The sequence below is a fragment of the Moorena sp. SIO4E2 genome (assembly GCF_010671945.1).
Lineage (GTDB): Bacteria > Cyanobacteriota > Cyanobacteriia > Cyanobacteriales > Coleofasciculaceae > Moorena > Moorena producens.
Map to the genome: position 1 here is coordinate 52,413 of NZ_JAAHIE010000001.1, position 25,038 is coordinate 77,450.

The window sequence follows — 25,038 nt, forward strand, 5'->3', positions numbered from 1 at the left end:
TAAGGGCGGGGGCTTTCCACTCTAGCTTAAGAAGGTAGATTTGTAGTACCTCTGACATTACCAATTTCATCCTAGGCAGTCGCCGAAGTCACTTCTAGGGTCTTTTCTGTATTGGGTAACTCTAAGCAATAACCTGCTCCATAAACGGTTTTGATGTACTTAGGATGGCGGGGATCAGGTTCTAGCTTGGTTCTCAGGTGACGAATATGCACTCGAATGGTTTCGATATCATCGTCAGGGTCATACCCCCAAACTTCTTTAAGGATTTCGCTCGGAGAAACAGTTTGACCATGGCGCTGCAGTAAACAGTGCAGTAGTTCAAACTCCAGATGGGTCAGTTTCACGGTTTTATCAAACCAAATCGCCTCAAACCTTTCTGGAACTAGGGTCAAAGGACCATAGTTCAGTATTTCCGTATGCTTAGCAGCTTGGGGAATTCGGTCTGTGCGCCGTAGTAATGCTCGCACTCGCGCCAGCATTTCTTCGAGTTCAAAGGGTTTGGTGAGATAATCATCGGCACCAGCATTAAAGCCTTCTACCTTGTCTTGGGTTTGACCTAGGGCAGTCAACATCAATACTGGAATATCGGAAGTGCGTTCATCCCGACGTAACCGTTGGCAGACGGTGAAACCATCTACCTTGGGTAGCATCAAGTCTAACATAATCAGGTCTGGCTGCAGTTGCAGAGCTAGAGCCTGACCCTTGATGCCATCCATTGCTTGACTAACATCGTAGCCAGCCATCTCCAAATTGATGGTGACTAATTCTGAAATTGCGGGGTCGTCATCGATGACCAGTATCCGGGGCATCACTAAGGAGTTGTTGCTAAGGTGTATCCGTTAACGTTCGATAAGAACAATTTGAGATTAGTAACAATACTTATACGATTATAAAGGCAGACTTTACGTTTTTTGTAAACAAAAGCTAAGAATTTTTAATATTTTATAATTTTACCAGAAACTCCCTAAGCCTCAGTGCTAGAGTCATAAGTCCTGAAGTAGACAGGATAAATCCATGGTGCTTGCACTTTGGAAACCGGAGTATACTCTGCTGCTCAGGAGGTTTTACAACTAAGCCGCCCTCAGAACTGAAGCCGCTCGGCAACTGGCAGGGTAGCACTCAAGGTACTACCCTAGGGAAACTTATGTCTGTTCAGGACTAATCAGTTTCACGTTTTTGGCTAAACCCAGCTGTTGTAGGAACTGAATCGTCATCCAAGTCAGGTCAATTTCCCACCATTTAATGCCATGCCTTGCAGAATACTGATAAGCATGGTGATTGTTGTGCCAGCCTTCGCCATAGGTTAGTAGGGCTACCCACCAGCAGTTTTTTGAGCAATCATTAGACTCATAGGTGCGATAACCAAATTTGTGAGTAGCACTGTTGACAAACCAGGTACAGTGAAACACCAGTACTAGCCGCACAAAAATCCCCCACACTACAAATGGCCAGCCACCCATGGCATACAGCAACAGTCCTAGAACCACTTGAACAAGCACAAAATACTTATCCAAAAACTGATAAACCCGATCTCCAGAAATATCTTTAGTGAATTTAGAAATTTGCTCATCAGCAGGAATTTTATGCAACATCCAAGCCATGTGACTCCACCAAAACCCTTGATGGGAGTCATGGGGATCCGGTTGGGTGTCAGAGTGCAAATGATGGATGCGATGTAGTCCTACCCAATCGATCACTCCTCCTTGACAGGAAATGGTACCACACAAAACTAGGAAGTATTCTAACCACTTGGGTGTCTGAAAACTGCGGTGGGTCACTAAGCGATGCCATCCCAGAGTTACCCCCAAGCCCCCTGTCACCCAGTGGAAAAAGATCATTAAGCCCACTGCTGTCCAGTTAAAGTTGCTCGGAAGTAAGGCAAACAGGGCTGCTAGGTGAATAAAGGCCATATAGGTAATAACGACCCAATCTAAACGAAGATTATCTGAAGTAGCAATTGTCATGCAGTAAGTCTAATAGGATACAAATTGTCATAACCCGCTCTCTTTGATCTAAAATTTTGATCTAAAATTTCGAGGCGCGAATTTTGGGAATCAACAGCTCTCAACGGCTGCAAGCAGCAGAAAAAGCACTATTTCCGATCTTTTATGGTATTGACACCGCCGTCAAGCAAAATCTCAAAAAGGTACTGGATTCTTTTCGAGTACATCGTGTAGGAGTCCATCACTTTGCTGGTGTTTCGGGCTATGGACATGATGATTTAGGACGCAAAACTCTCGACATGGTGTTTGCTGATGTCATGGGAGCTGAATCTGCAGCTGTACGGGTACAATTTGTTTCCGGAACCCATGCGATCGCATCTTGCCTGTTTGGGGTATTGCGTCCTGGAGATGAAATGCTAGCGATTGCCGGTGCCCCTTACGATACCTTGGAAGAGGTGATTGGTTTACGGGGTGATGGTCAAGGTTCCCTAATAGAATTTGGGATTCGTTACCGCCAGTTGTCCCTAACTAGTGAGGGAAGTTTAGATTGGTCAGCCTTGGCAACAGCGGTAGGAGAGAATACCCGCCTGGTGTTCATTCAGCGTTCCTGTGGGTATTCTTGGCGAAAGAGTCTTTCAATATCAGAAATAGAAAAAATTGTCAAGCTTGTCAAACAACAAAATCCTGATACTATCTGTTTTGTGGATAACTGTTACGGGGAATTTGTAGAAGAACAAGAACCGACAGCAGTAGGAGCAGATTTGATGGCGGGTTCCTTGATTAAAAATCCTGGGGGAACGATTGCTACTGCTGGAGGCTATGTCGCTGGAAAAGCTGACTTAGTTGAAGCGGCGACCTGTCGTCTGACTGCTCCAGGGATTGGTAGTTCAGGTGGGGCGACTTTCGATCAAAATCGATTGCTGTTTCAAGGATTATTCCTAGCTCCCCAAATGGTTGGTGAAGCCCTCAAAGGGAGTCATTTAATCGCTCATACTATAGCACAACTTGGTTATCCTGTCAATCCCCCACCGATGGTACCCCGTCGGGATGTAATTCAAGCAGTTGAGTTGGGTTCAGCGGAAAAATTAATCGCTTTCTGTCGAGGGATACAACAGCATTCTCCGATAGGTTCCTACCTCGACCCTGTCCCAGCCGCAATGCCGGGTTATGAGAGTCAGTTAGTGATGGCTGGGGGGACTTTTATTGATGGCAGTACGTCAGAATTTTCTGCCGATGGTCCGCTTAAGGAGCCTTATATTGTGTTTTGTCAGGGAGGAACCCATTGGACTCATATTGCGATCGCATTAGAAGCTGCCATTGAAGCAATCGCAACAGCTGATAGCTGATAGCACCTCAAGTAGCACCATCTGTAGCGCATAAGCTGAATGATTAATTGTCGCTAGTTTTATCAATATTTCAATTATTATAGCGCTATCGTTCTAAATCCTTGATCACCTTCTCCCAATACCATTTTTCTGGCATCCCTGGGTATTTTCCCTTAGCCAAGTCAAGTAGGCGTGTGGCGATATCGGATTGTCCTCCTACCAGTCTTAGTAGTCTTTGTTGCAACTCCCTACTAGGTTTGATATTTGATGGTGCTTGTGATTCTCGATTGCTCGACCCCTCGGTCAGTTGTAATGGCTGTAGCTGTTTGAGTTTATCGAGCAGTTTCCGATAATTAGTCCAGTCTTGTTGATCGAAATACAGGTTTGCCGCTTGTTGATAATCTTCAAATGCTCCCCGTAGATCTTCAAACTTTTCACGAGCGGTTGCCCGATAACGATATGATTGAGCATCATTGGGTTTAAGAGTAATAACTCGGGAATAATCTTCGATGGCTTGGCGATAGTCTCCCATCTGGATATAGGCATTACCCCGATGGATTAAGACGTCCCGATTTTCCGGATTACTTTGTAGTAACTTGGTCAAGTCATCAATAGCTCCCCGGTAATCTCCCAATTCAATTCGTACTAATCCTCGATGGTAACGAACCTGAGCATCTTGGGGATTTAGTTCCATAGCTTGACCAAGGTCTTGAATGGCTCTCCTGTAATCACCGAGTTTGCAGTGAACAATACCTCGATAGCAATAAGCTTGGGCATTTTTGGGGTCAACCTCAAGGAGCCAGTTGAAATCCTCTAAGGCTTCTCGGTACTTGCCTGTGTTAACTTTATTTATTGCTTGATGGCAAAAATCGTTAGTCTGGGCTCGACCTAAAGCTAGTATTTGCTGTTGTTGAATTTGATTGATACTCTCAAGACAACGACGACAATTTAATTTATCTTGTTGGTCTAGGTAGAGCTGAGCTGCTTGTTTAAATGATGCGATCGCAGCCTGATTATCTCCTAACTTACGGTAGGCACTACCTTGAAGCTTACAAGCTGCAGGCTGATTAGGATTAATCTTAAGTATTTGATTGGCATCTTCTATTGCTCCAGTGGCATCTCCCAGTGCCAATCGAGCCAAACCCCGCCCGAAATAAACTTCAATACTTTCAGAATTGATTTGTAAAGCCTGAGTATAATCGGCAAGCGCGCCTTGTTGATCCCCTAAGTCAAAGCGAGCCATAGCTCGTTTATAGTAGGCTTCGGCGAAGTTCGGATTAATCTCTAAGGCTTTGTCAAATTCCTCGATTGCTTCGTTCAAGTCTCCTTGACGAATTTTATCTATTCCTCGGTAGTAAAACTCTTCCTCCATTCCAACTCTATTGTGAATCAACTACCATTCCTACTTTAGCTAGATTGTAACTTTAGCTTCTAGCGCCTTCAATCTTGAGATCTGACCCGTAAGGGCACCATGGGATGAATCCCCAATCAAGTTTTTATTTTTCGAGCCAAGTTTTTGCTCAAAGCTAGCAGCTTAGCCCTCTTGCCTCTGTTGCCTATCATTTGGGATCTGGAACTGTCCACCAAGCTAAAGCATAAGCTTGAGACGGCTGATTAACCTGTTGTTGATACTGAACCCGAATTTTATAGCGACCCTGAGCAGGGACTTGGCAGAAAATATGTTCCACAGCATCCGCTTCACTGATAGAAGCACAGACACTTTTGGTAATGTCCTCTTCTCCGACTGGCATTAAATAGAGGTCAAGATTATTCAAACCGCGATCGCTAAAACTCTCCCCAAGATCATAAGCATCATTATTATTGTCATCCTCTAACTCTACCAAACGGTCCCAAGCCAGAGTTAAAGAGATAAAACTTCCTTCTGCTAAGGGTTTTGTTAACACATAGTCCCGATCAGATGATTTCTCCACAGTACGGTAATCCCAACCCACTGGTGGCACTCCAATGCCACTGGGACTCCATTGGCCGAGTTTAAATTGCTGGTAAGCTCGAAACCCATTTAGATGTCCTGTCCCCATCTGCATATCCAGAGGAATTTTGGGGTCTTGGTAAGCATCAGACTCTAACCAGTGGTGATTATCCTTTGCCCGAATCGTGCGGCTCATGCCTAGTAGCATCCCATCACCGAGATCTTGAATTTTGTCAGCAGAATTAAGCAACACTGCCTTCATTACTTCATGGCGTCGGGAATCTGTACTCCAATTCATCCACAAGCGATGCAGCCCGGTATTGGGGGTTTCCGCTCTGAGGGACTGCATCAAGAATAGTTTTTGTTGTCTTGAGCGCAGCTTGCGCAAAGCGGAATCACCAAATTCCTGTAGCAATGCTACAACACCAGTGATATGGGGAGCAGCAAAACTGGTACCACTGACCTTAGTCACTTTACCTTTGAGGTCATACAACGATATCTTGTTGCCAGGAGCTACCAAATTAATCGAGCGGCGAGAACCAACATTAATTTCTTGCCGAATCAGACGACGACCAATACCAACTGGTAAAGCACTCAAGTTAGCAAAGTCTACCTTATTAAAAACTCCCTGACGCTTGGCTGTGTATGCTGCATTGATACCATTAAAATTATCTGTGGGGATCGGAATGCCCCCTTTGCCTTGGTTGCCAGCAATCACATACAAGACATCATGCACCCTAGCTGACCAATCGATACATAGAGTTAACAGCGCATTGCCATCCAGCACCGCTTCCTCCCTCGGGTCCCGCTGTAGGGATTCACCAAAACTAAAATTAATTGCCCGTAGATCTGAGCCATTTTGCTGAGCAATATGCTGAGCCGACAGGCACTCTTCTGGTTGTCCACTCCTAGACAGGGAGCCAACTGCTGAAGCGTAGAGTTTTGCCCCAGGTGCTACTCCCCGAAAGGCTTTGTCTCGACTAATCATCACAGCTGCTACCATAGCCGCATGTTCATCAACATGGGTATTCGGTTTTGCGGGGGTGTTGCGATAAAATACTCCCGCAGGAGTTACTGTCCGATTCTTGATAGCGGCCTTATCCTTACCAAATAATCCAGGTCTACCAATTTCCACTTGCCCAATGGCAATTTTGCGACCGGTTAAATTATAGGGAGGTTGGTGTAACCGATAGACATTAATACCAGCTTCTGAGATTGATGTATCTAATCCCAAGGCTGGCGCGATTACCCCTGAGATACCTAAACCACCCAATAGCCATACCAGTGTTTTTTGGATCGGAATTTTCATAATTGTTTACACAGAGCGCGTTTATTGATCTCCGACTACTTAGCAATCTCCCAAAGACTTAGCTAGATCTAGCTATAGCGTTTCTCATAATTGTGAACTACACAAGATTTTTTCCCTGTTCCCAGATCCGCTGTTCCCAGATCCGCTGTTCCCAGATCCGCTGTTCCCTGTTCCCTACTCCCTACTCCCTACTCCCTACTCCCAAGGGAGGTGTACCTCACCCAATTGAGAACCGCTATAACGTATTAAGCTGTGTTTAGATCGATGCAGTTTAAACTGATGAAACTACAAAGGACAACTCTGATTTTAGTCATTTGTGCCATCCTCCTGGGGGGAGGTGTATATATTTATGAAATTCAGGGTTCTGAAAAGCGAGAAGCTGCTAAAATTAATAAAAAACCGATATTTAATTTCACTGAAGACGAGATTCAATCGTTTACTGTTAATAGTGATGACAAGACCTTAGTATTCGAGCGAGCCAGTGAGCCAGAATCGGGTTGGCGGATGAAAAAGCCCAAAGAGGCGACAGCTAGTGATGCGGTTGTTTCCTTTTTGTTGAACTTGCTGGCTCAGGGCAAAAGCGATCGCATTCTTACGGTTAGCCCTGACCAACTTCCAGAGTATGGATTAGACAAGCCCTCAGCAACTATAACAGTGAAACTGAAAAATCAGGACAGTCCGAAGCTGATCTTAGGCAACTTGGACTTTACTCGCAGTTTCCTATATGCTCAAGTCCTACCACTGGATTCCAAATCTGAGCAGTTGCAGGTGCTGTTAGTGCCAGTGGACTTTCAGTATGCTGTCTCACGCCCCCTCTCAGAATGGCTGGTTAATCAGGACAAGGCTGAAGAAGACAAGCCATCTGCTGCTGAAAAAACTGACTAGTACGAAATTGTAAGCATTCAGCGTGTCGCGTATCAGCGTGTCGCGTATCAGCTATCAGCCAAAGGCCACGCTACGGGAATGGCCAGGCTACTGTTGGCGCAGCGTGCGCGTAGCGCAATCGGTGCTTTTGAATAAAATCAGCTGACTACTGAGCACTGACGGCACCTCAAGTAGCGTGAGCCAAGGCCATTCGCGTTCGCGAATGGCTCACGGCTGAATGCTTAAACTAAATCTACTTTGATAACCTACTTTTTTAGTTGTTGCGGATCTTCCCTCTGTTGTGTTCTCAGTTTCTAAGTATAGGTTAGGGGAATGGTGAGGGGAATACCCCTCATCCACAGAAGTTAGCTTCCCCGTAGTGTTGATAACAGCTTTGACACTCAACCCAGGGGTGGCTAGAGTGAAAGTTATCTATACACACATTTTGTGCTCTTCTATTGATAAAGTTATTTCTAGGAAATGCTAGCCGCAGCAAAGCGTGAATTGATTAATCTTCTAACAGGATCTAAAACACTATGGATATTCTTCTTAGCATACTCGCCCCAATTATTTTAGTAGCCTTTGGCTACACCGTAGGTACGACAAAAGTTGTCCAAGAGGGAAATGAAGCTCTAGTAGAACGTTTTGGTAAGTATCGTAAAAAACTAGACCCTGGTCTTAACTACAATGTAGTTCCGTTTATAGACAAGATTGCCGTAGAAGAGAGTACCCGTGAGCAGATTTTGGACATTGAACCCCAGCAGGCAATCACCAAAGATAACGTTCAGGTAGAAGTCGATGCGATCGTGTATTGGCAAATTTTAGATATGTACAAAGCTTTTTATGCTGTAGATAATGTTCATGAGGCGATTGAAAATTTAGTCATGACCACTCTGCGTTCTACCATTGGTCAGATGGAATTAGACGAGACTTATGCCTCCCGAGACAGAATCAATCAGAACTTATTGCAACAATTAGATGATGCCTCTGCTGATTGGGGAGTCAAGGTGATGCGGGTTGAGGTGCAAGAGATTAAACCACCCCAGACTATTATCGATGCCCTAGAGAAGGAACGAGCTGCTAAGAGTGAGAAACAAGCCAAAATTTTACAGGCTGAAGGTACAGTGGAGTCGATCCAAATGATCTCCAAAGCTCTTCAAGAGCAAGCTAATACTCAGAAAGTCCTACAGTTCCTGATTGCTCAACGCTATGTAGAAGCTAATGAAAAATTAAGTGAAAGCAACAATTCTAAAGTCGTCTTTATGGATCCAAAAGCACTGAGCGAAGCCATGACTGATTTGCTTCAAACTGAATCTGTGGGCGAGAGTAATTAGGGCAATAACAATGTAATAATTCAGCGGTCAGCGGTCAGCGGTCAGCGGTCAGCGGTCAGCGGTCAGCTTAAAATAAACCTCGAATGGGAGAATTTAATAGTTCGAGATTAATGAGAATTGAAACTCTCGGGAAAAGCCCATCAAAGCATTTAGCTGTCAGCTGTAAGCTGTCAGCAAACGTAACAGAGATTAAACCAATGCTTACCTCTTTTATTCAAAAGCTGAATGCTGATAACTGAATGCTGATAGCTGAATGCTGAATACTTAAACACGCCAAATCGCATCAGCAACACGGCAGACATCACGGAGCTGGTCAACATCGTGTACCCGCAGGATGTCTGCTGAACCGGCAATGGCACTACAACAAGCCGCAGCAGTTCCCCAAATTCGACCCTTGGGGTCTGGTTGATTGATGATGCGTCCAATAAAGCTTTTGCGAGATACTCCTATTAACATCGGTAGACCGAGGGCATCAAACCTAGGCAGTTGCCGCAGAATCTCTACACTTTGCTCAGCGGTTTTGGCAAAACCAATGCCTGGGTCAATAATAATATGCGATCGCTTAATTCCTGCTGCGGTTGCCGCAGTTACCCGCTCCTCCAGAAAGCTATAGATTTCTCCAATTAAGTCTTGATAATCAGTTAATTTTTGCATGGAAACCGGGGTGCCTCGGATATGCATTAAGACAATTGGTACCCCCAATTGCCCTACAAGTGGCAACATGTCTGGGTCAAATGTGCCACCGGAAATATCATTGACCATATCGGCACCAGCTTCTACCGCAGCCTTAGCCACAGATGCTCTAGTGGTATCGACAGAAATCGGTATCTTCAGCACTGAACCCATTGCCTTTACCACAGGCACAACTCGTTTCAGTTCTTCGGGTAGGGAAATTTGCTCGGCACCAGGTCGAGTGGATTGACCACCAATATCGATAATATCAGCACCAGCATCTACTAGAGCCTGAGCTTGCCTTAAGGCAGCTTCTGGGGTAAAATACTCTCCGCCATCACTAAAACTATCGGGGGTAACGTTCAAGATACCCATGATATAGGTTCGTTTGCCCCACTCAAAAGAATAGTTCTGGATGGTTAATTTTCCTTTATCCATCGCTTATAGATCATGGCTAATTGCTAATTGAAAATTGCCCATTGCAATCAACCAATTAACCAATTAACTAACTAATAATAAGCTAACTAACAATTAACAATTAACAATTAACAATTAACAATTAGCCCATGACTAATCACAACTACTGATAATTGACTATTCTGGCAAAGCTCGCAGGTTCTAAGCTTGCTCCGCCCACCAGTACTCCATCAATTTCTGATTGAGCCATAATTTCATCAATATTCTTGGGTTTGACGGAGCCACCATATTGAATTGGGACATTAGCTTCCTTTAGCTTGGAGCGAATTAATCCAATGATTCGATTCGCTTCTGATGCATCACAAGTGTCTCCAGTACCAATTGCCCAGATTGGTTCGTAAGCAATCACTAAATTTTGCTGGTCAACGTTGACTAGGTCTTTTTCCAACTGCTTGCTAATAATGTCTTCTGTTTCACCAGCATCCCGTTGTGCTTTCGTTTCCCCAACACACAGAATCGGAATCAAACCGTGACGCTGAGCAGCGTGAAGGCGTTTATTAACGGTTTCATCAGTTTCGCCGAAGTATTGACGCCGTTCACTATGACCAACAATGACATAGCGCACACCAATTTCCTTGAGCATCCCACCAGCAATTTCACCAGTGTAGGCTCCAGCATTTTCCCAGTGGATATTCTGAGCCCCGATCTGTACACGAGTATTTTGTACATGCTCAGACATCACACCCAAGTCGGTGAAGGGACCACACAGAACAACCTCCCGTTCTATGGGAGTTTGCTCCACCTCAGGCAAAAATCCCTTTAAAAACTCAGCGGTTTCCGCTTGAGTTTTGTACATTTTCCAGTTACCAGCTATAACAATTTTCCGCACAGCTTAACTAAATCATCTCTAAACCATAATGCATTATTTAGTGTAAAGCTTTTACTTACGGCTATCTCAGAAATGTTTAACTTTTGCTGGTCACTGACCTGATCACAGGATACTCCTAGGGTAAGTTCAGGGAAGCATCATCAGAGTAGGGTCAATTTATTCCCCCAACTCCCCAGAGGCTTCTACATCTGTTCTCTATAGTCTTGAGAAGCTTCCCTGCTCCTGACGCTTCACCATTATCTAGCTAGCCTAGCTAGGTTATAACGCTGCTGCTTCCCGTGCTGCGGCAGCTTCGTCCGGATGAATGTTCAAACGGGTTAAATTAAGACGACCCTTGTTGTCAATTTCCCGTATTTTGACAACTACCTCATCTCCTACCGCTAACTCATCTTCCACTTTGCCAACTCGGTAGTCAGCTAGTTGGGAAATGTGAATCATACCTTCTTTGCCAGGAAGTATTTCCACAAAGGCACCAATGGGAATAATCCGGGTGACACGACCAACATAGACATCCCCTTCATGCAGCTTGCGGGTTAAGCCTTGGATGATATTGATAGCTTTGGTGGCTCTGTCCCCATCCATAGCAGATACGGTAACTGTACCGTCATCTTCAATATCGATTTTTGCCCCAGTTTGCTCGGTAATTCCTTTAATTGTCTTACCCCCTGGACCAATGACTGTACCGATGAACTCCGGATCGATCTTCATGGTTAAGAGGCGAGGAGCAAAGGGTGACATGTCTGTGGAGGGTGTGTCAATCACCGCCAGCATCTTTTCTAGGATATGCAGTCTGGCTGGTTTGGCTTGCTCAATGGCCTGGGCTATGGTATCCATGGACAGACCAGTGATTTTCATGTCCATTTGCAAAGCCGTGATGCCAGTATCGGTACCGGCGACTTTGAAGTCCATGTCACCCAAAAAGTCTTCAATACCTTGAATATCGGTGAGAATGCGGACTTCATCTCCTTCTTTGATCAAACCCATGGCTGCACCACTAACCGGTTTGGTAATCGGTACACCTGAATCCATCAAGGCCAGTGTTGAACCACAAACCGAGCCCATGGAGGTGGAACCATTGGAGGAGAGCACTTCCGATACTACCCGGATCACATAGGGAAACTCGTGTTGAGGGGGCAACACGGGGACTAATGCTCGTTCGGCTAAGGCTCCGTGACCAATTTCACGCCGTCCGGGCGATCGCAATGGCTTGACTTCCCCTACAGAAAAGGGTGGGAAATTGTAGTGGTGCAGATAGCGCTTCTCATCTTCTGGGTTAAGGTCATCTAGAGTTTGGGCATCTCCAGGTGTTCCCAAGGTAACCGTGGATAGGACTTGGGTTAGTCCTCGGTTGAACAAAGCGCTACCATGAACTCGCTGAGGTAATAGACTGGTTTGACAAGAGACAGGACGCACTTGGTCTAGCTTGCGACCATCCACGCGCACCCCTTCTTCCACAATCTGAGTACGCATCAGTTTTTTGGTGAGGCTTTTGAACAGCTTATCGACTAATGCGCTATTTTCATTAACCGCTACACGGATCGGGTCATCCTCTTTGAGTTGGGTAATTTCTGCTTTGACAGCACTGTCTTTAATCTCATCTAAGGCAACATCCCGACCATTTTTGTCCAGGTCAAATTGCGAGAGGACACCTTTAATTTTGTCAGTGGCGCGGACGCGAATAAATTCTTCTAGATTCGAGTCTACGGCTGGGGGTTCGCCAATCACTATTGCAATTCCCAACTCCTCAAGCAGGTCATGCTGGGCTTTGATCAAGTCTTGTACCGCTTCGTAGCCGAAATCGATGGCCTCGATTATATCTTGTTCCGGTAATTGATTGGCACCGGCTTCTACCATAATTACCCCTTGTGGGGAACCAGCCACGACTAAGTCCAAGTCGCCATTTTCGATTTCCTTGTAGGTGGGATTAATCATAAAATCATCCCCGAGTAACCCTACCCGTACAGCTGCCATTGGTCCATAGAAGGGAATGCTGCCCTGCAACACAGCAATCGATGCACCAGTAACTGCCAAAACATCTGGCGGTACTTGTTCATCCATAGACAGGGTAGTTGCTACAATCTGTATATCATCTCGTAGCCAACTGGGAAATAAGGGACGTAAGGGACGGTCAATGAGACGGCTAGTTAGGATAACTTTTTCTGGAGGACGGCCTTCCCGCCTGAGGAAACCACCTGGAATCCGACCTGCTGCGTAGAGTCTTTCTTCGTAGTCAACCACCAAGGGTAGAAAATCAATCCCTTCTCGACCAGGGGCACGAGTTGCTGTCACTAGAACTGCTGTATCCCCCGACTGTATCATTACTGAACCACCAGATTGAGGGGCAAGCAGACCTACTTTGAGTCTAATATCCCGTCCATCAAAGGATATTGACTTGTCTATCTCTACCATTTCGGTACTTTTTCCTTCTTTGTTTGATCACTGTTCTCGTTCTGTCGCAATCGTAGCATTTATCACTCAGGGGGGTGGTAAGTAGGAAAGGGAGTAGGGAGTAGGGAGTAGGCAATAGGCAATAGGCAATAGGCAATAGGCAATAGGCAATAGGCAATAGGCAATAGGCAATAGGCAATAGGCAATAGGGAGCGGTGCGACCCGTGGCGAATTTAATTCGACGACTGTAAGCGCACTCCCTGGGAGTCGGGAAATGAAAAAATTTCTATGCACCTGATTAGACTAGTAAACGCTATACTTTTTGATGGTGTTTGGCTAAGGGATCAACTCCTTGACGCCTACGGTTACTTTCTTTTTGAAAGTTGCCAAGTTTGTTGTGGAGTAACTTCAGCGGTTTTTTAGAGTTTAAATACTACTGAATACTCTAAATAATAGCCATAGAGTTTACTTAAAACTTGACATTTTTTTATTAAGAAAATAATAAAAGTAGTCTTTAATCAGTTTTTTTGATAACCGAATAAATTTTATTAAATCGGTAAATTAGCTGGAGATTATCTCGCCTAATCAGCTCAAAAAATAACTTTGTTTACTTCAATTATTAATATAGTAATCTAAATGAATTATGATAATTTCTGTTCGTTACTCCCTACTCCCTACTCCCTACTCCCTACTCCCTGTTCCCTACTCCCTACTCCCTACTCCCTATTACCTTTGTTATAAAATCTATTAATCAGATACGATAGCTGTTAATCCTAAGGGATAAATTCAGCAAATTTGATCGACAAAACCTGGACTAGATAACAAAAAAAGACACAAAAATTATTATGGCAACGTTACATGGCAGTTGGATATCTGGGGAAACTAATGGTCATCTATTTATTTGGGGAGAAACTTGGCGCACGAAGGCGCAGATATCAACAACTGCCAATGATATGTCATGTCACCCGTTTGCCATGACTGAGGAAGAATTGACGTCTTTTTTAGATTCTCATCGTCTGTCCATTGGTCAATTTTTAGAGGTGTCTGAGAAGGCTCGTTCAGGTAGTCGTAAGCGTGCAGCTCAACAGCATCAGGTTCGCTGGCAGTCTCAAATTGTTCTCTTACCTACTGAACCATCATCCAAAGGTGAACCAGCTTATCCAGTGCTGTCTAGCAAAATGTTGTTAGATAGTGCAGAGGATAGTGCAGAGGCTGGTCAGTGGGAATTACAACCATGGCAAGTGCAAGGGGTAAGTCTGGAACCGATGGCAGGGGTAAGATTCCTGGAAGCCTTACCCCTGGGCTCTTTTGAAGGCTCAGACGCTTACCTGGGAGGGGAGTTGCGTTTTTGGTCTCAGGTGATGCGCTGGAGCTTGGATCTGCTGAATCGGGGTAAGTTTTTACCAGGACTGTACCGATTGCCTGATGGTAAGGTAAGGGCTTTCTGGCAACCTCTGCTTGATAGTACTACCGATCAAGTCCGTCTAGAAAAGTATATCAAGCTCATGCCCTCGGCTTGCTGTGCTTATCCACAACAGGTTAGTTCTCCACAGTTGACCCTTCAAGCTACAACGGATTTGGTTAAGGCTCAGGAATTGCTATTGGGATTCTTGAGTAGTGTGGTTAATACACAGGTGCGGGATTTTGTCAAGGGTGAGTCGGTGCCAGTAGTAGAATCACCGATGGTGGAATGGTTGCGATCGCTTTCTTCTAATTTGTCTTCTAATTCAGAAACCCTAGGGCTAGAGTCAACAACCCTAGGTCGATTAGCGGCAGCACTGTCTACTTGGAACACTCCGGTGCAACAGAATTTAGTGACACCGACGTCCAAGAGGTTGAGGCAAAATCTGTTTCGTACTTGTTTTATCCTGAAGCCTCCTACCTCTGACCAAGAGAATTGGAGCTTGGCCTATGGCTTACAAGCGGTTGATGACCCAGACCTGGTGGTGGATGCTGAGACGATCTGGAATTACTCAGGAGAGCGGTTGGAGATTAAGCAGCGAAGCATTGAACAACCTCAGGAAACGTTCCTGAAAGGGTTAGGATTAGCGACTCGACTCTATCCTCCCATCGAGCCGAGCTTACACCAACCCCGTCCTGAGTTTTGTGAGCTAACCATAGTAGATGTGTATGAGTTCATTAGGGCTAGTGCATGGCGGTTGCAAAACAATGGCTTGGGTATTGTCTTACCACCAGGATTGAAACCAGGCACGGGAGCCAAACGCTTGGGAATTAGTCTTCTGGCGGAAGTGCCACCACAAAAGAAGAATCAACGGTTAGGACTCCAAAGCTTACTGAAGTTTAAGTGGCAACTGGCGATTGGAGATAAAACCATCTCGAAGCGGGAGTTTAATCGCTTGATGGCACTGAAATCACCCCTAGTGGAGGTGGATGGGGAATGGATGGCGTTACAACCCTCTGATGTCCGGGCAGCTCAAGAGATGTTTAAGGGTTCGACCGATAACATGACTCTTTCCGTAGAGGATGCTTTGCGGATCACTACTGGTGATAATAATACCTTGGCAAAACTACCGGTAGTGAAGTTTGAAGCATCGGGAGCTCTGCAAGAGTTAATTACTAATTTACAGGGGAATCAATCCCTGGAGCCGATTCCTCAACCAGCTAGTTTTCAGGGGCAATTGCGACCCTATCAAGCTAGAGGGATGGGCTGGCTGGCGTTTCTGGAACGTTGGGGTTTGGGTGCTTGTCTGGCGGATGATATGGGCCTTGGTAAGACGGCACAACTGATTGCGTTTCTGTTGCATCTTCAGGAAGAAGGTACCCTGAATGGGCCTTGCTTAGTGGTATGTCCGACTTCTGTGCTAGGAAACTGGGAACGGGAAGTAAAGAAATTTGCGCCATCCCTGAAAACTATTGTCCATCACGGGGATAAACGCTCTAAAGGGAAAGCCTTTGCTAAGGCAGTTAAGACTAAGCAGGTGATCATTACCAGTTATTCCTTAGTACATCGGGATGCGACTACCCTGGATGGGGTGGAATGGCAGGGGGTGGTGCTGGATGAAGCTCAGAATATTAAGAATCCTAGCGCTAAGCAATCCCAAGCCGTGAAGCAACTTTCCACTACCTTTCGGATTGCCTTAACCGGTACTCCCGTGGAAAATCGGTTGTCGGAATTGTGGTCAATTATCGATTTTCTCAATCCTGGGTATTTAGGCGATCGCCAATTCTTCCAACGTCGATTTGCGGTACCGATTGAGAAATTTGGCGACCGGGATTCCTTGCAGACCATGCGATCGCTAGTGCAACCCTTTATCCTCCGTCGCCTCAAAACCGATAAGTCTATTATTCAAGATTTGCCCGAAAAGCAGGAAATGAATGTTTTTTGTGGTCTTTCCGCAGCCCAAGCTACGGTTTATCAACAGTTGGTGGATGATTCTTTAGCACAAATTGAAGAAGCTGAGGGGATTAAGCGCAAGGGCATGATTTTGACTTTATTGTTGAGACTCAAGCAACTGTGTAATCATCCCGCACTGTTGGAGAGTAAGGGGAAAAAGACTAAGGGTAAAACGGGAGATAATTCGTTAATGTCTAGCCAGCAGTCGGGTAAGTTACGACGGTTGGAAGAAATGTTAGAAGAGGCGATTTCTGAGGGAGACCGTGGCTTAATTTTTACCCAATTTTCGGAATGGGGGAAATTGCTGAAACCCTATTTAGAGCAAAAATTCGGCAAGGAAGTTTTATTCCTCTATGGCGCAACTCGTAAGAAACAACGGGAGGAAATGATTGATCGGTTCCAGAATGACCCCGATGGTCCATCGATATTTATTCTGTCTCTGAAAGCTGGTGGCACGGGATTGAATTTAACGAGAGCTAATCATGTGTTTCATGTAGACCGCTGGTGGAATCCAGCCGTGGAAAATCAAGCCACTGACCGGGTGTTTCGGATTGGTCAAAAACGCAATGTTCAAGTCCATAAGTTTATCTGTACTGGCACTGTGGAAGAAAAGATTAATGACATTATTGAAAGTAAGAAACAGTTAGCGGAACAAACCGTAGATGCTGGAGAAGATTGGTTGACGGAAATGAATACGGAACAATTGCGCGATTTGGTTTTGCTTGACCGGAGTGCGGTGATTGATGATTAATTTAAGGGAACAGGGAATCGGGAATCGGGAATCGGGAATCGGGAATCGGGAGTAGTTGTGTAGGGTGGGCAAAATTCTATGATGTAGAATTGTTAAAAGAATCAACGGGTTTTTGCCCACCAGTGCGTAGGGTGGGCAAAATTCTATGATCTAGAATTGTTACAAGCACCAAAGGGTTTTTGCCCACCAGTGCGTAGGGTGGGCAAAATTCTATGATCTAGAATTGTTACAAGCACCAAAGGGTTTTTGCCCACCAGTGCGTAGGGTGGGCAAAATTCTATGATCTAGAATTGTTACAAGAACCAAATAATTTTTGCCCACCAGTGCGTAGGGTGGGCAAAATTCTATGATCTAGAATTGTTACAAGCACCAAAGGGTTTTTGCCCACCAGTGCGTAGGGTGGGCAAAATTCTATGATCTAGAATTGTTACAAGCACCAAAGGGTTTTTGCCCACCAATAATTTAGTAGGGTGGGCAAAATTCTAGGTTCTAGAATTGTCAAAAGCACCAAAGGGTTTTTGCCCACCAATAATTTAGTAGGGTGGGCAAAATTCTATGATCTAGAATTGTTACAAGCACCAAAGGGTTTTTGCCCACCAGTGCGTAGGGTGGGCAAAATTCTAGGTTCTAGAATTATTACAAGCACCAAAGGGTTTTTGCCCACCAATTATTTAGTAGGGTGGGCAAAATTCTAGGTTCTAGAATTGTTAAAAGCACCAAAGGGTTTTTGTCCACCAATTATTTAGTAGGGTGGGCAAAATTCTAGGTTCTAGAATTGTTAAAAGCACCAAAGGGTTTTTGCCCACCAATTATTTAGTAGGGTGGGCAAAATTCTAGGTTCTAGAATTGTTAAAAGCACCAAAGGGTTTTTGCCCACCAATTATTTAGTAGGGTGGGCAAAATTCTAGGTTCTAGAATTATTAAAAGCACCAAAGGGTTTTTGCCCACCAATTATTTAGTAGGGTGGGCAAAATTCTAGGATCTAGAATTATTACAAGAACCAAATAATTTTTGCCCACCAGTGCGTAGGGTGGGCAAAATTCTAGGATCTAGAATTGTCAAAAGCACCAAAGGGTTTTTGCCCACCAGCAGTTGGGTAAGATGGGCTGAATCTTCGCGCTGAATAGGAGTAGAGTAGGCATCCTACCCGCCCGAAAATATAGAGTGGGCATCCTGGCCGCCCGAAAATAAGCATGAAACTGGCAAGATGCCAGTTCCACACAAGATGCCCCTTCCAGCAACGCCAATAATTGAGCAATGTTTTGGGCTTATTGATAATCAACCGGGTGATTAGAGATTTTTGATACTATTGTTTACTTTTTAACTGTAACTTTTGATACACAATTAGAGGCGTTTACCCTGTTTATGAGGTTTTATATGAGTTTTATGAGGTTTGATATGAGGTTTATGAGGTTTGATCTGAGGTTTATGAGGTTTGATATGAGGTTTTATATGAGGTTTATAGATTGTTTTTTCATCAAGGTATAGATAATATTCAAAGGGAATACAGTTCAGTCTCAGCAAAATCAATTTGTTTCAAGATTAATCTGTATTTCAAATATTTACTCCAAAGTCCAATAAAGGCAAAAACAAAGAAAATGAACAACGAGATTCAAGGGAAAATGAAACGGGGACTGTTAGCTCTGCTAGCAGGGGTCCTCTTTATGTTCAGTAATTCTGCCATCGCACTGGCAGGTAACCTGACAGATAACTTGAAAGGAACCTATTTCTCTCAAGACACAGGCACAGTCTTGGTCATTAAAGATGCTGATGGCAGCACTGGGCGATTTAAGGGTAGCATGGATCAGATTATCGACAGAGGAAGCAGAGCAAAAGTAATGACAATGGAAAATGTTGATGGTACTATTATGTATGTTGAATCTGCAACAGTACCAGAGACATTAATCACCCTGCAAGGCTTTGATCGAAATGAAAAACGGAATGAGGGAATTGTAGAAGCTTTTGCTGGAAGTACCACGCAACCCGATTTTTCTGTATTGAAAATGAACGGAGGATATGCGTTTTATGATAACGGAAGGGTACGGGAAAAAGCTTTAAAAGGAGACTTCGTAAAACAAAGGCGGTACTAATAAGTAGGTGGGCATGAATAAACGTTATAGCACTACGCATTCAGATGTTTGACATTGTCTTGATGCAATAGCGAGTGGGGGAGACCCCCAAGACCGCACTGCATCGCTCCTAAACTCCGAAACGTAAGTAATCACTTACTTTTGACTTCTGACGCAAGAACCTTGCTGACTTGCCCGTAGCGCTATAAAGATCAAAATAGGAAAATGAAGCTGAAAGCCCTTATTAAAGGGGTTTTCAGCATTTTGAATCTTAGAACAGTGCGTAGGGTGGGCAAAATGATATTATCTAGAATTTTTCAAAGAACCAAAGGGTTTTTGCCCACCCTACAAGCTTATTAAAGGGGTTTTCAGCATTTTGAATCTTAGAACAGTGCGTAGGGTGGGCAAAATGATATTATCTAGAATTTTTCAAAGAACCAAAGGGTTTTTGCCCACCCTACAAGCTTACAAAGAATCAACGGCTTTTTGCCCACCCTAAAATAAGTTGCGTAGGGTGGGCAAAATGATATTATCTAGAATTTTTCAAAGAACCAAAGGGTTTTTGCCCACCCTACAAGCTTACAAAGAATCAACGGCTTTTTGCCCACCCTAAAATAAGTTGCGTAGGGTGGGTGTTCTCCTTCCGCTGGAGGTGCAGCAACTTGTGTCCCTTTTGGGACTACTGCATCAACGATAGTTCCGGCAGCTAAGGAAAATGTCAAGGGTACTCGTGCTGGTTGGGGTGGTAACCGAGACGCTCCTAATAAATCTAAAAAGGCTAAGAAGTTTTTATCGGGAACTTGATTGAGTCGCTCGATAATTATCTCGGCAAAACGGGCAAAGATATTAACTATAGCAGCACTCCTTCCTTGAACAGGTTGAGTTTTTCCTGTATAGTGTGTGATAAGTTCCTGAAGAGGTTTAGTTTCTCCTGTATCTGTATGTTTTCTAAATTCCTGAAGTAGTAATGCGAGTCGATATAACCTGCTCTGTATAAGGAGCGAGAAGGCAAAAATCACTACTTTACAGGAATTTTGTCCATAGAGAACTTGATTGGCAATATCCTTTGCTGTCCGTTGATAAATTTTGGGCGCTAGTTTAACCATCAACCTGCACTTCCTTCTAGATAAAATGGATAAACTAGGTTAAAAACATTATTGGTTGCTCGCACTTGATAGTCGATATTGACCAGCATTTGTTCTGGAATAGGGGATTGAACGCGCACATCTATAACATCAATGCGGGGTTCAAAGAACAGTAGGGCTTCCTGTATAGCTTGGGATACTTTACCAGCAGTGGCAGGTGAATTGGGCTCAAAAACTAAGTCATAAATGCTGCAACCAAAGTCGGGACGCATGGCTCGCTCACCTTTGGCAGTACCAAGGATAATTACGATTGACTGGCGTACACTCTCTTCATATTCCGCAATTTGGAAATCTCCCTTAGTATCTAAATTGATGGGAAATCCTACTCCAACACCTAAAAATGGTTTTGACATATAGCAATTCTCAGCAACGTTTGATTTTAAGGCAAAAGGCAAAAGGCAAAAGGCAATAGGCAATAGGCAATAGGCAATAGGCAATAGGCAATAGGCAATAGGCAATAGGCAATAGGCAATAGGCAATAGGCAATATAAAAGAGGGTTTTAAGGGAATCATATCCCCCCCTTATTAAGGGGGGTTAGGGGGGATATCATCTTCTCCGTTTCAGCCAATAAAAACTGTACCGACTGCGATTACTTGTCCGATTGGTAAATCGGCAGGATCATTACAAGTCTCAGCAATATCTCCATTTCTTGCTGCTTGTTTACCGTTAATTTTTACCGTTGGGCTACCAATTTTAATCGTTCCTTTATTAGCAGGAGGACTTTGAAAGGCAGTGCCAGGAGGTGTGGGAATATGAGGTGGAGTATTATCCGCAGTGCTATCTACAGTTGCTGCTGGCATTCCCATAATATTGACATCACTGCTGAGGTTGCCATTGATAATGCCCGCAAAAGGATGAGGTAGGGGAGTTGGTACTGTTACTGGTCCTGAGGGTACCATCACAATATGAGTATCAATAGCGGTAATTTGGTCCCCTTGTTTGGCTGCTGGTTGTCCCATAATTAAATTAGACTAGTTTAGATTAATAGTTTGACCTTTAAGATTCATGGTGCTACTGGCTTTAATATCCATTGCTGCACCGGATTCAACTTTGGTATCTGCTGAAGATTTGATTTCAATATTTTCTGCCTCTAGTTTAATATTACCTTGGGATGCTGATAAAGTAATGTCTCCATCGGTGGTAATAGCAATAGTGTTGTTAGCTGTATCAAAAATAATGCTGTTTTTATCGGTTTTATCAACAATTTCAATAGTTTCTGCCCCCTCTTCATCATTGAGACGGATGACATGACCGCTACGAGATTTGATTACCCGGATATTATTAGCACCATCTTCATTAGTTGCTGGTGGTAATTCTTTACCATTCCACAAAGACCCGATAATATAGGGCAAACGGACATCACCATGTTCAAAAGCTACTAATACTTNCTAACTTCTGACTTGCGCGTAGCGCTATATGACCCAAACTATACTCCAGAACTGGGGGAACTTTTCGGAGTTGCAAGCCCATAGTAGGGTCTAAAAAAACCAGGTTCTGGTCCCGACAGCCGTCAACCAGTTGGAACCTGGTATTCTAGCTTAGGGAATCGGAGACCGTAGTACAATGACCTTTGAACTGGTGTGGGCGTACGAAGTGTTTGTGGCAGTGTTTGTTGTATGTTACCGATGGTTTCAAGGTGTATCCCAACTACATCCCGGATCGAGACCAGATATCGTGAACAAGTTGTATATGACCCGAGTCTAGGGTGATTGCACTCGATTGAGGCACGATCTGGCTCGGCTACATCCCAAGACTTTGTGTTACTCGAAGTCAGTAGAAATGCTGAAGCATTCGATAGGACTGTTAGTGCATTACCTGAAGTTAGCCGGAGGTGCCGGTGCCACCGAGGCACATACCTGTCTATCCCTGATTCATCCGGTAATTCAGTAACCCTTTGGAGTTTAGTAATTTCTATAGCAATCCTAAATCATTTGTAAAATCACTGGACTTCTTAAAAACTAGCTCCAACTCCGGTCTCATCTGCCTTCTGCCATTCCCCTCCTGTGAGGGGGTTAGGGGTGGGTGCCTTCTGCCTTAAAGTAGCCTATTTATTCCACGAATCAGATAGGATTTCTATATGTTGAATTGGAGAAGCAAACATGGTCAATCTGCATAAGAAGTACGAAGTTCAGAATGTTCAACAAAATCGTTCAGAACACGACCCTTTTACTTTGAAAAGGTACGAACAATTCTTCAGTTTTTTTCAGAAAGGAGCTGTAAAGATTCTTGATGTAGGTTGCAATACGGGTAGAGGTGGATTACGTTTTAAGGAGTTGAACCCGAACCTGACATTATTTGGTCTTGATTGTGTACAAGAAAGATTAGATGTTTTGCCTGAGTGCTATTCACAAAAAGTCTATGGTCTTTCAACAGACATACCTATGGAAGATCGATTTTTTGATGTGATTACTGCTGGTGAGTTTCTTGAACACCTGTATCCTGCCGATGTAGATAAAACATTATGTGAATTCCAAAGAGTGTTGAAGATTGGCGGAAGGCTGTTGCTTACCACTCCCAATCCTAATTACATAAAAAATAAAATCATTGGAATGTCAGTTTACGGTGTCAGCCATTTAACTCAGCATTTTCCAGAAGTTCTGCGATTGAGATTGCAAATGCATGGATTCTCAGGAGTTAAATTATATGGATCAGGTAGGGTATCCCAGTATTTAGGTTGGCATTTTCCGTTGATGTCAATCTATGGTAGCTATCTCGTTGTAGCAAATAAGTACTGAGCAGGCTAAGATTACCGTGGTGCATCTCACTGTCTTGAGGCAAAGCGCGAGTGGGGGAAACCCCCTCAGGTCGGCGCATCCCTTGCTTTTGCAATTAGGCAAAAATTCCCGCGAAAATTCCTACACTCCCCACACTTCCCACACTTCCCCTTCTTTTTTACAAATATGAGATGCACCCTCCCACTCTCCCCCTAGTAGCCCTGATCCAGAATGTAGCCAAATTCCGAAAAATCACCCTTCTCTATTTCCAGCACCAAGAGCCAAAATTAAAAATAAATAGTGAAAATCAATAGTACCCCGAAGGGTACTGTCAATGTCCGACAGCTATAGAACACTAGAATTATCAGTTAATCAGGTTGTTCAGGAATTGGGGTGAGGGAAAGATGGCCAGTAATCAAGAACGTTCTTACGATGTGATTGGATTTGGTGTTGACATCCTCCCTCGTTAAATCAAAGATTATAACGAGGGATTCCTAAGACTCACGACTTAGGTTTCTGCTTCTTAGCACTAGCCTTCCGAGACTTACTCTCTTCAGGTCTTACAGTCGCTCCACAGACTGACACGGCAAGCCCTGCCGCCAAGATATTAATTGATGCATTAATATCGCGATCATGGTGAGCGTTACAAGATGGGCAATCCCATTCCCGGATACTCAGAGGCAAAGATTCCACACGATTAAGGCATACAGAACACAACTTAGTACTGGGAAACCATCTGTCAATGGAAATAGCTTTACGGTTGTACCATTCTGATTTATATTTGACCTGACGGATTATTTCACCCCAGTTAGCATCACTGATTACCTGAGCTAGTTTGTAATTTTTCACCATATTTTTCACCGCTAAATCCTCGAACACAATCAATTGGTTTTCTTTGACCAGTTGAGTGGTTAGCTTGTGAGTAAAATCTCTTCTAGCATCCTTGATTTTTGCGTGTATCTTAGCTACCTTTAATCTTGCCTTGTAACGATTGTTAGAACCTTTTTGTTTTCGTGACAAAGCTTTTTGGTATTTAGCTAATTTTTTCTTTAGTTTTTTAAAATGCTTGGGATTAGGAATTTTGTCGCCGTTACTGGTCGTGATTAAACTGGTAATCCCCAAGTCAAAACCAATTTGTTTATCCTTTGGAGGCAAGCTCAAGTCTCTATAGTCATTGAATCTAATTGAGATATGCCACCGTTCGCATGGATCTAAGCTGACCGTAACGGTACTTGGATTGCAGTTTTTAGGTAATTGACGACTCCAACGAATAGGTAAAGGTTCTTTGCATTTAGCCAGATAAATTTGATTGTCTTTCCATTTAAATGCCGATTTTGTCAATTCTGCACTACCACCGTTACGTTTTTTCTTGAAGTTCGGATATTTTGTTCGACCTGCAAAGAAATTAGTAAAAGCGGTTTGAAGATGTCTCAATCCCTGTTGAAGTGGTACACAGCTAACTTCATTTAAGAAAAATAAGTCATCCTGTTTTTTCCATCCTGTCAACATTGAGGAAGTTTCTTTGTAACTAATCCGTTTTTGGTTTTCGTACCATCCTTTGGTTCTAGCGTCTAAGGCTTTGTTGTAAACCAGCCTTACACAGCCTAAAGTTCTTCTCAACAGGTTCTCCTGTTCAGAGGTTGGGTAAAAACGGTAACGGTAAGCTTTTTCAGTCATATTCACATTGTAAGATATTAAATGTGAACTTTCAAGACAAAATTCAAACTCTGTCCTTCCGGAGACGAAACCTTAGAATAGTGGTTTGTTCGCGAACAAACCACTATTCTAAGGGAACTTCTGACCTTTCCTCTCACCGCTAAATCTCGCGATTATAGCGGGAGTCTCCAGGAAGGCGAACAGATGAAGGCAATGTGGCAATTCTTCCAGGGGGTAGGCTTTCCTGGAATGCCCTCCTGTGTAAGGTCAATGGCA

21 protein-coding genes are annotated in these 25,038 nt (G+C 43.9%); 8 read left to right on the top strand and 13 right to left on the bottom strand.

Features of this window, described 5'->3' with window-relative positions; translation table 11 throughout:
* Nucleotides 1-71: 71 nt before the first annotated feature.
* Entirely contained in the window at nucleotides 72-809 is a 738-nt protein-coding gene (gene rpaA / locus F6K37_RS00230; RefSeq protein ID WP_008185733.1) for a two component system response regulator RpaA, read from the bottom strand.
* Between the two features lie 333 nt (nucleotides 810-1,142).
* Entirely contained in the window at nucleotides 1,143-1,964 is an 822-nt protein-coding gene (locus F6K37_RS00235; protein WP_008185731.1) for an acyl-CoA desaturase, read from the bottom strand.
* Nucleotides 1,965-2,053: 89 nt separating this feature from the next.
* Between F6K37_RS00235 and F6K37_RS00240 the strand changes: the two genes are divergently transcribed.
* The gene (locus tag F6K37_RS00240; protein WP_044493645.1) at nucleotides 2,054-3,289 is read left to right on the top strand and encodes a methionine gamma-lyase family protein; all 1,236 of its coding nucleotides are present in this window, start codon (nucleotides 2,054-2,056) and stop codon (nucleotides 3,287-3,289) included.
* 85 nt (nucleotides 3,290-3,374) lie between these two features.
* Here the strand turns inward: F6K37_RS00240 and F6K37_RS00245 are convergent, their stop codons facing one another.
* The gene (locus tag F6K37_RS00245) at nucleotides 3,375-4,661 is read right to left on the bottom strand and encodes a tetratricopeptide repeat protein (RefSeq protein ID WP_229419060.1); all 1,287 of its coding nucleotides are present in this window, start codon (nucleotides 4,659-4,661) and stop codon (nucleotides 3,375-3,377) included.
* A gap of 166 nt (nucleotides 4,662-4,827) precedes the next feature.
* The gene (locus F6K37_RS00250; RefSeq protein ID WP_287247413.1) at nucleotides 4,828-6,507 is read right to left on the bottom strand and encodes a S8 family serine peptidase; all 1,680 of its coding nucleotides are present in this window, start codon (nucleotides 6,505-6,507) and stop codon (nucleotides 4,828-4,830) included.
* A 92-nt stretch (nucleotides 6,508-6,599) separates the two neighbouring features.
* Between F6K37_RS00250 and F6K37_RS00255 the strand changes: the two genes are divergently transcribed.
* From F6K37_RS00255 to F6K37_RS00265, 3 genes are all read left to right on the top strand, one after another.
* A complete protein-coding gene (locus F6K37_RS00255) occupies nucleotides 6,600-6,767 on the top strand; it encodes a hypothetical protein (RefSeq protein WP_287247414.1) in 168 nt (55 codons plus the stop codon).
* Nucleotides 6,768-6,786: 19 nt separating this feature from the next.
* A complete protein-coding gene (locus F6K37_RS00260) occupies nucleotides 6,787-7,392 on the top strand; it encodes a DUF4340 domain-containing protein (RefSeq protein ID WP_044493642.1) in 606 nt (201 codons plus the stop codon).
* Nucleotides 7,393-7,907: 515 nt separating this feature from the next.
* Nucleotides 7,908-8,705 (top strand): SPFH domain-containing protein, encoded by a 798-nt coding sequence (locus F6K37_RS00265; RefSeq protein WP_008185722.1) that lies wholly within the window; start codon nucleotides 7,908-7,910, stop codon nucleotides 8,703-8,705.
* 264 nt (nucleotides 8,706-8,969) lie between these two features.
* Here F6K37_RS00265 and folP read toward each other — a convergent pair whose 3' ends face one another.
* The 4 genes from folP to F6K37_RS00285 form a co-directional block, all read right to left on the bottom strand.
* The gene (gene folP / locus F6K37_RS00270; protein ID WP_008185720.1) at nucleotides 8,970-9,815 is read right to left on the bottom strand and encodes a dihydropteroate synthase; all 846 of its coding nucleotides are present in this window, start codon (nucleotides 9,813-9,815) and stop codon (nucleotides 8,970-8,972) included.
* 142 nt (nucleotides 9,816-9,957) lie between these two features.
* Nucleotides 9,958-10,683 carry a triose-phosphate isomerase gene (gene tpiA, locus F6K37_RS00275; protein WP_071986895.1) on the bottom strand — a complete coding sequence of 242 codons (726 nt, stop codon included), beginning with the start codon at nucleotides 10,681-10,683 and terminating at the stop codon, nucleotides 9,958-9,960.
* Between the two features lie 258 nt (nucleotides 10,684-10,941).
* Nucleotides 10,942-13,092: a polyribonucleotide nucleotidyltransferase gene (locus F6K37_RS00280; protein ID WP_008185716.1), complete on the bottom strand. Its 2,151-nt coding sequence runs from the start codon at nucleotides 13,090-13,092 to the stop codon at nucleotides 10,942-10,944.
* Between the two features lie 66 nt (nucleotides 13,093-13,158).
* Nucleotides 13,159-13,365, bottom strand: a complete 207-nt coding sequence (locus F6K37_RS00285; protein WP_287247420.1) for a hypothetical protein — start codon at nucleotides 13,363-13,365, stop codon at nucleotides 13,159-13,161.
* 551 nt (nucleotides 13,366-13,916) lie between these two features.
* Between F6K37_RS00285 and F6K37_RS00290 the strand changes: the two genes are divergently transcribed.
* From F6K37_RS00290 to F6K37_RS00300, 3 genes are all read left to right on the top strand, one after another.
* On the top strand, nucleotides 13,917-17,177 hold the full coding sequence (locus F6K37_RS00290) for a sll1366 family intein-prone helicase (protein ID WP_287247422.1): 3,261 nt from the start codon (nucleotides 13,917-13,919) through the stop codon (nucleotides 17,175-17,177).
* 470 nt (nucleotides 17,178-17,647) lie between these two features.
* A complete protein-coding gene (locus tag F6K37_RS00295) occupies nucleotides 17,648-17,872 on the top strand; it encodes a hypothetical protein (RefSeq protein ID WP_287247424.1) in 225 nt (74 codons plus the stop codon).
* Between the two features lie 771 nt (nucleotides 17,873-18,643).
* On the top strand, nucleotides 18,644-19,267 hold the full coding sequence (locus F6K37_RS00300) for a hypothetical protein (protein WP_287247425.1): 624 nt from the start codon (nucleotides 18,644-18,646) through the stop codon (nucleotides 19,265-19,267).
* Nucleotides 19,268-19,779: 512 nt separating this feature from the next.
* Here the strand turns inward: F6K37_RS00300 and F6K37_RS00305 are convergent.
* The 4 genes from F6K37_RS00305 to F6K37_RS00320 form a co-directional block, all read right to left on the bottom strand.
* A complete protein-coding gene (locus tag F6K37_RS00305) occupies nucleotides 19,780-20,352 on the bottom strand; it encodes a hypothetical protein (protein WP_287247427.1) in 573 nt (190 codons plus the stop codon).
* Nucleotides 20,352-20,870: a GPW/gp25 family protein gene (locus F6K37_RS00310; RefSeq protein WP_287247429.1), complete on the bottom strand. Its 519-nt coding sequence runs from the start codon at nucleotides 20,868-20,870 to the stop codon at nucleotides 20,352-20,354. Before F6K37_RS00310 ends, F6K37_RS00305 begins: the two co-directional genes overlap by 1 nt.
* An 82-nt stretch (nucleotides 20,871-20,952) precedes the next feature.
* Entirely contained in the window at nucleotides 20,953-21,351 is a 399-nt protein-coding gene (locus F6K37_RS00315) for a PAAR domain-containing protein (RefSeq protein WP_008178148.1), read from the bottom strand.
* 12 nt (nucleotides 21,352-21,363) lie between these two features.
* Nucleotides 21,364-21,744, bottom strand: a complete 381-nt coding sequence (locus tag F6K37_RS00320; RefSeq protein WP_287247430.1) for a hypothetical protein — start codon at nucleotides 21,742-21,744, stop codon at nucleotides 21,364-21,366.
* Nucleotides 21,745-22,491: 747 nt separating this feature from the next.
* Here F6K37_RS00320 and F6K37_RS00325 point away from each other — a divergent pair.
* Nucleotides 22,492-23,127 carry a class I SAM-dependent methyltransferase gene (locus tag F6K37_RS00325; protein WP_008179339.1) on the top strand — a complete coding sequence of 212 codons (636 nt, stop codon included), beginning with the start codon at nucleotides 22,492-22,494 and terminating at the stop codon, nucleotides 23,125-23,127.
* 480 nt (nucleotides 23,128-23,607) lie between these two features.
* Here the strand turns inward: F6K37_RS00325 and F6K37_RS00330 are convergent, their stop codons facing one another.
* Entirely contained in the window at nucleotides 23,608-24,783 is a 1,176-nt protein-coding gene (locus tag F6K37_RS00330; protein ID WP_008179337.1) for an RNA-guided endonuclease InsQ/TnpB family protein, read from the bottom strand.
* Nucleotides 24,784-25,038: the final 255 nt, after the last annotated feature.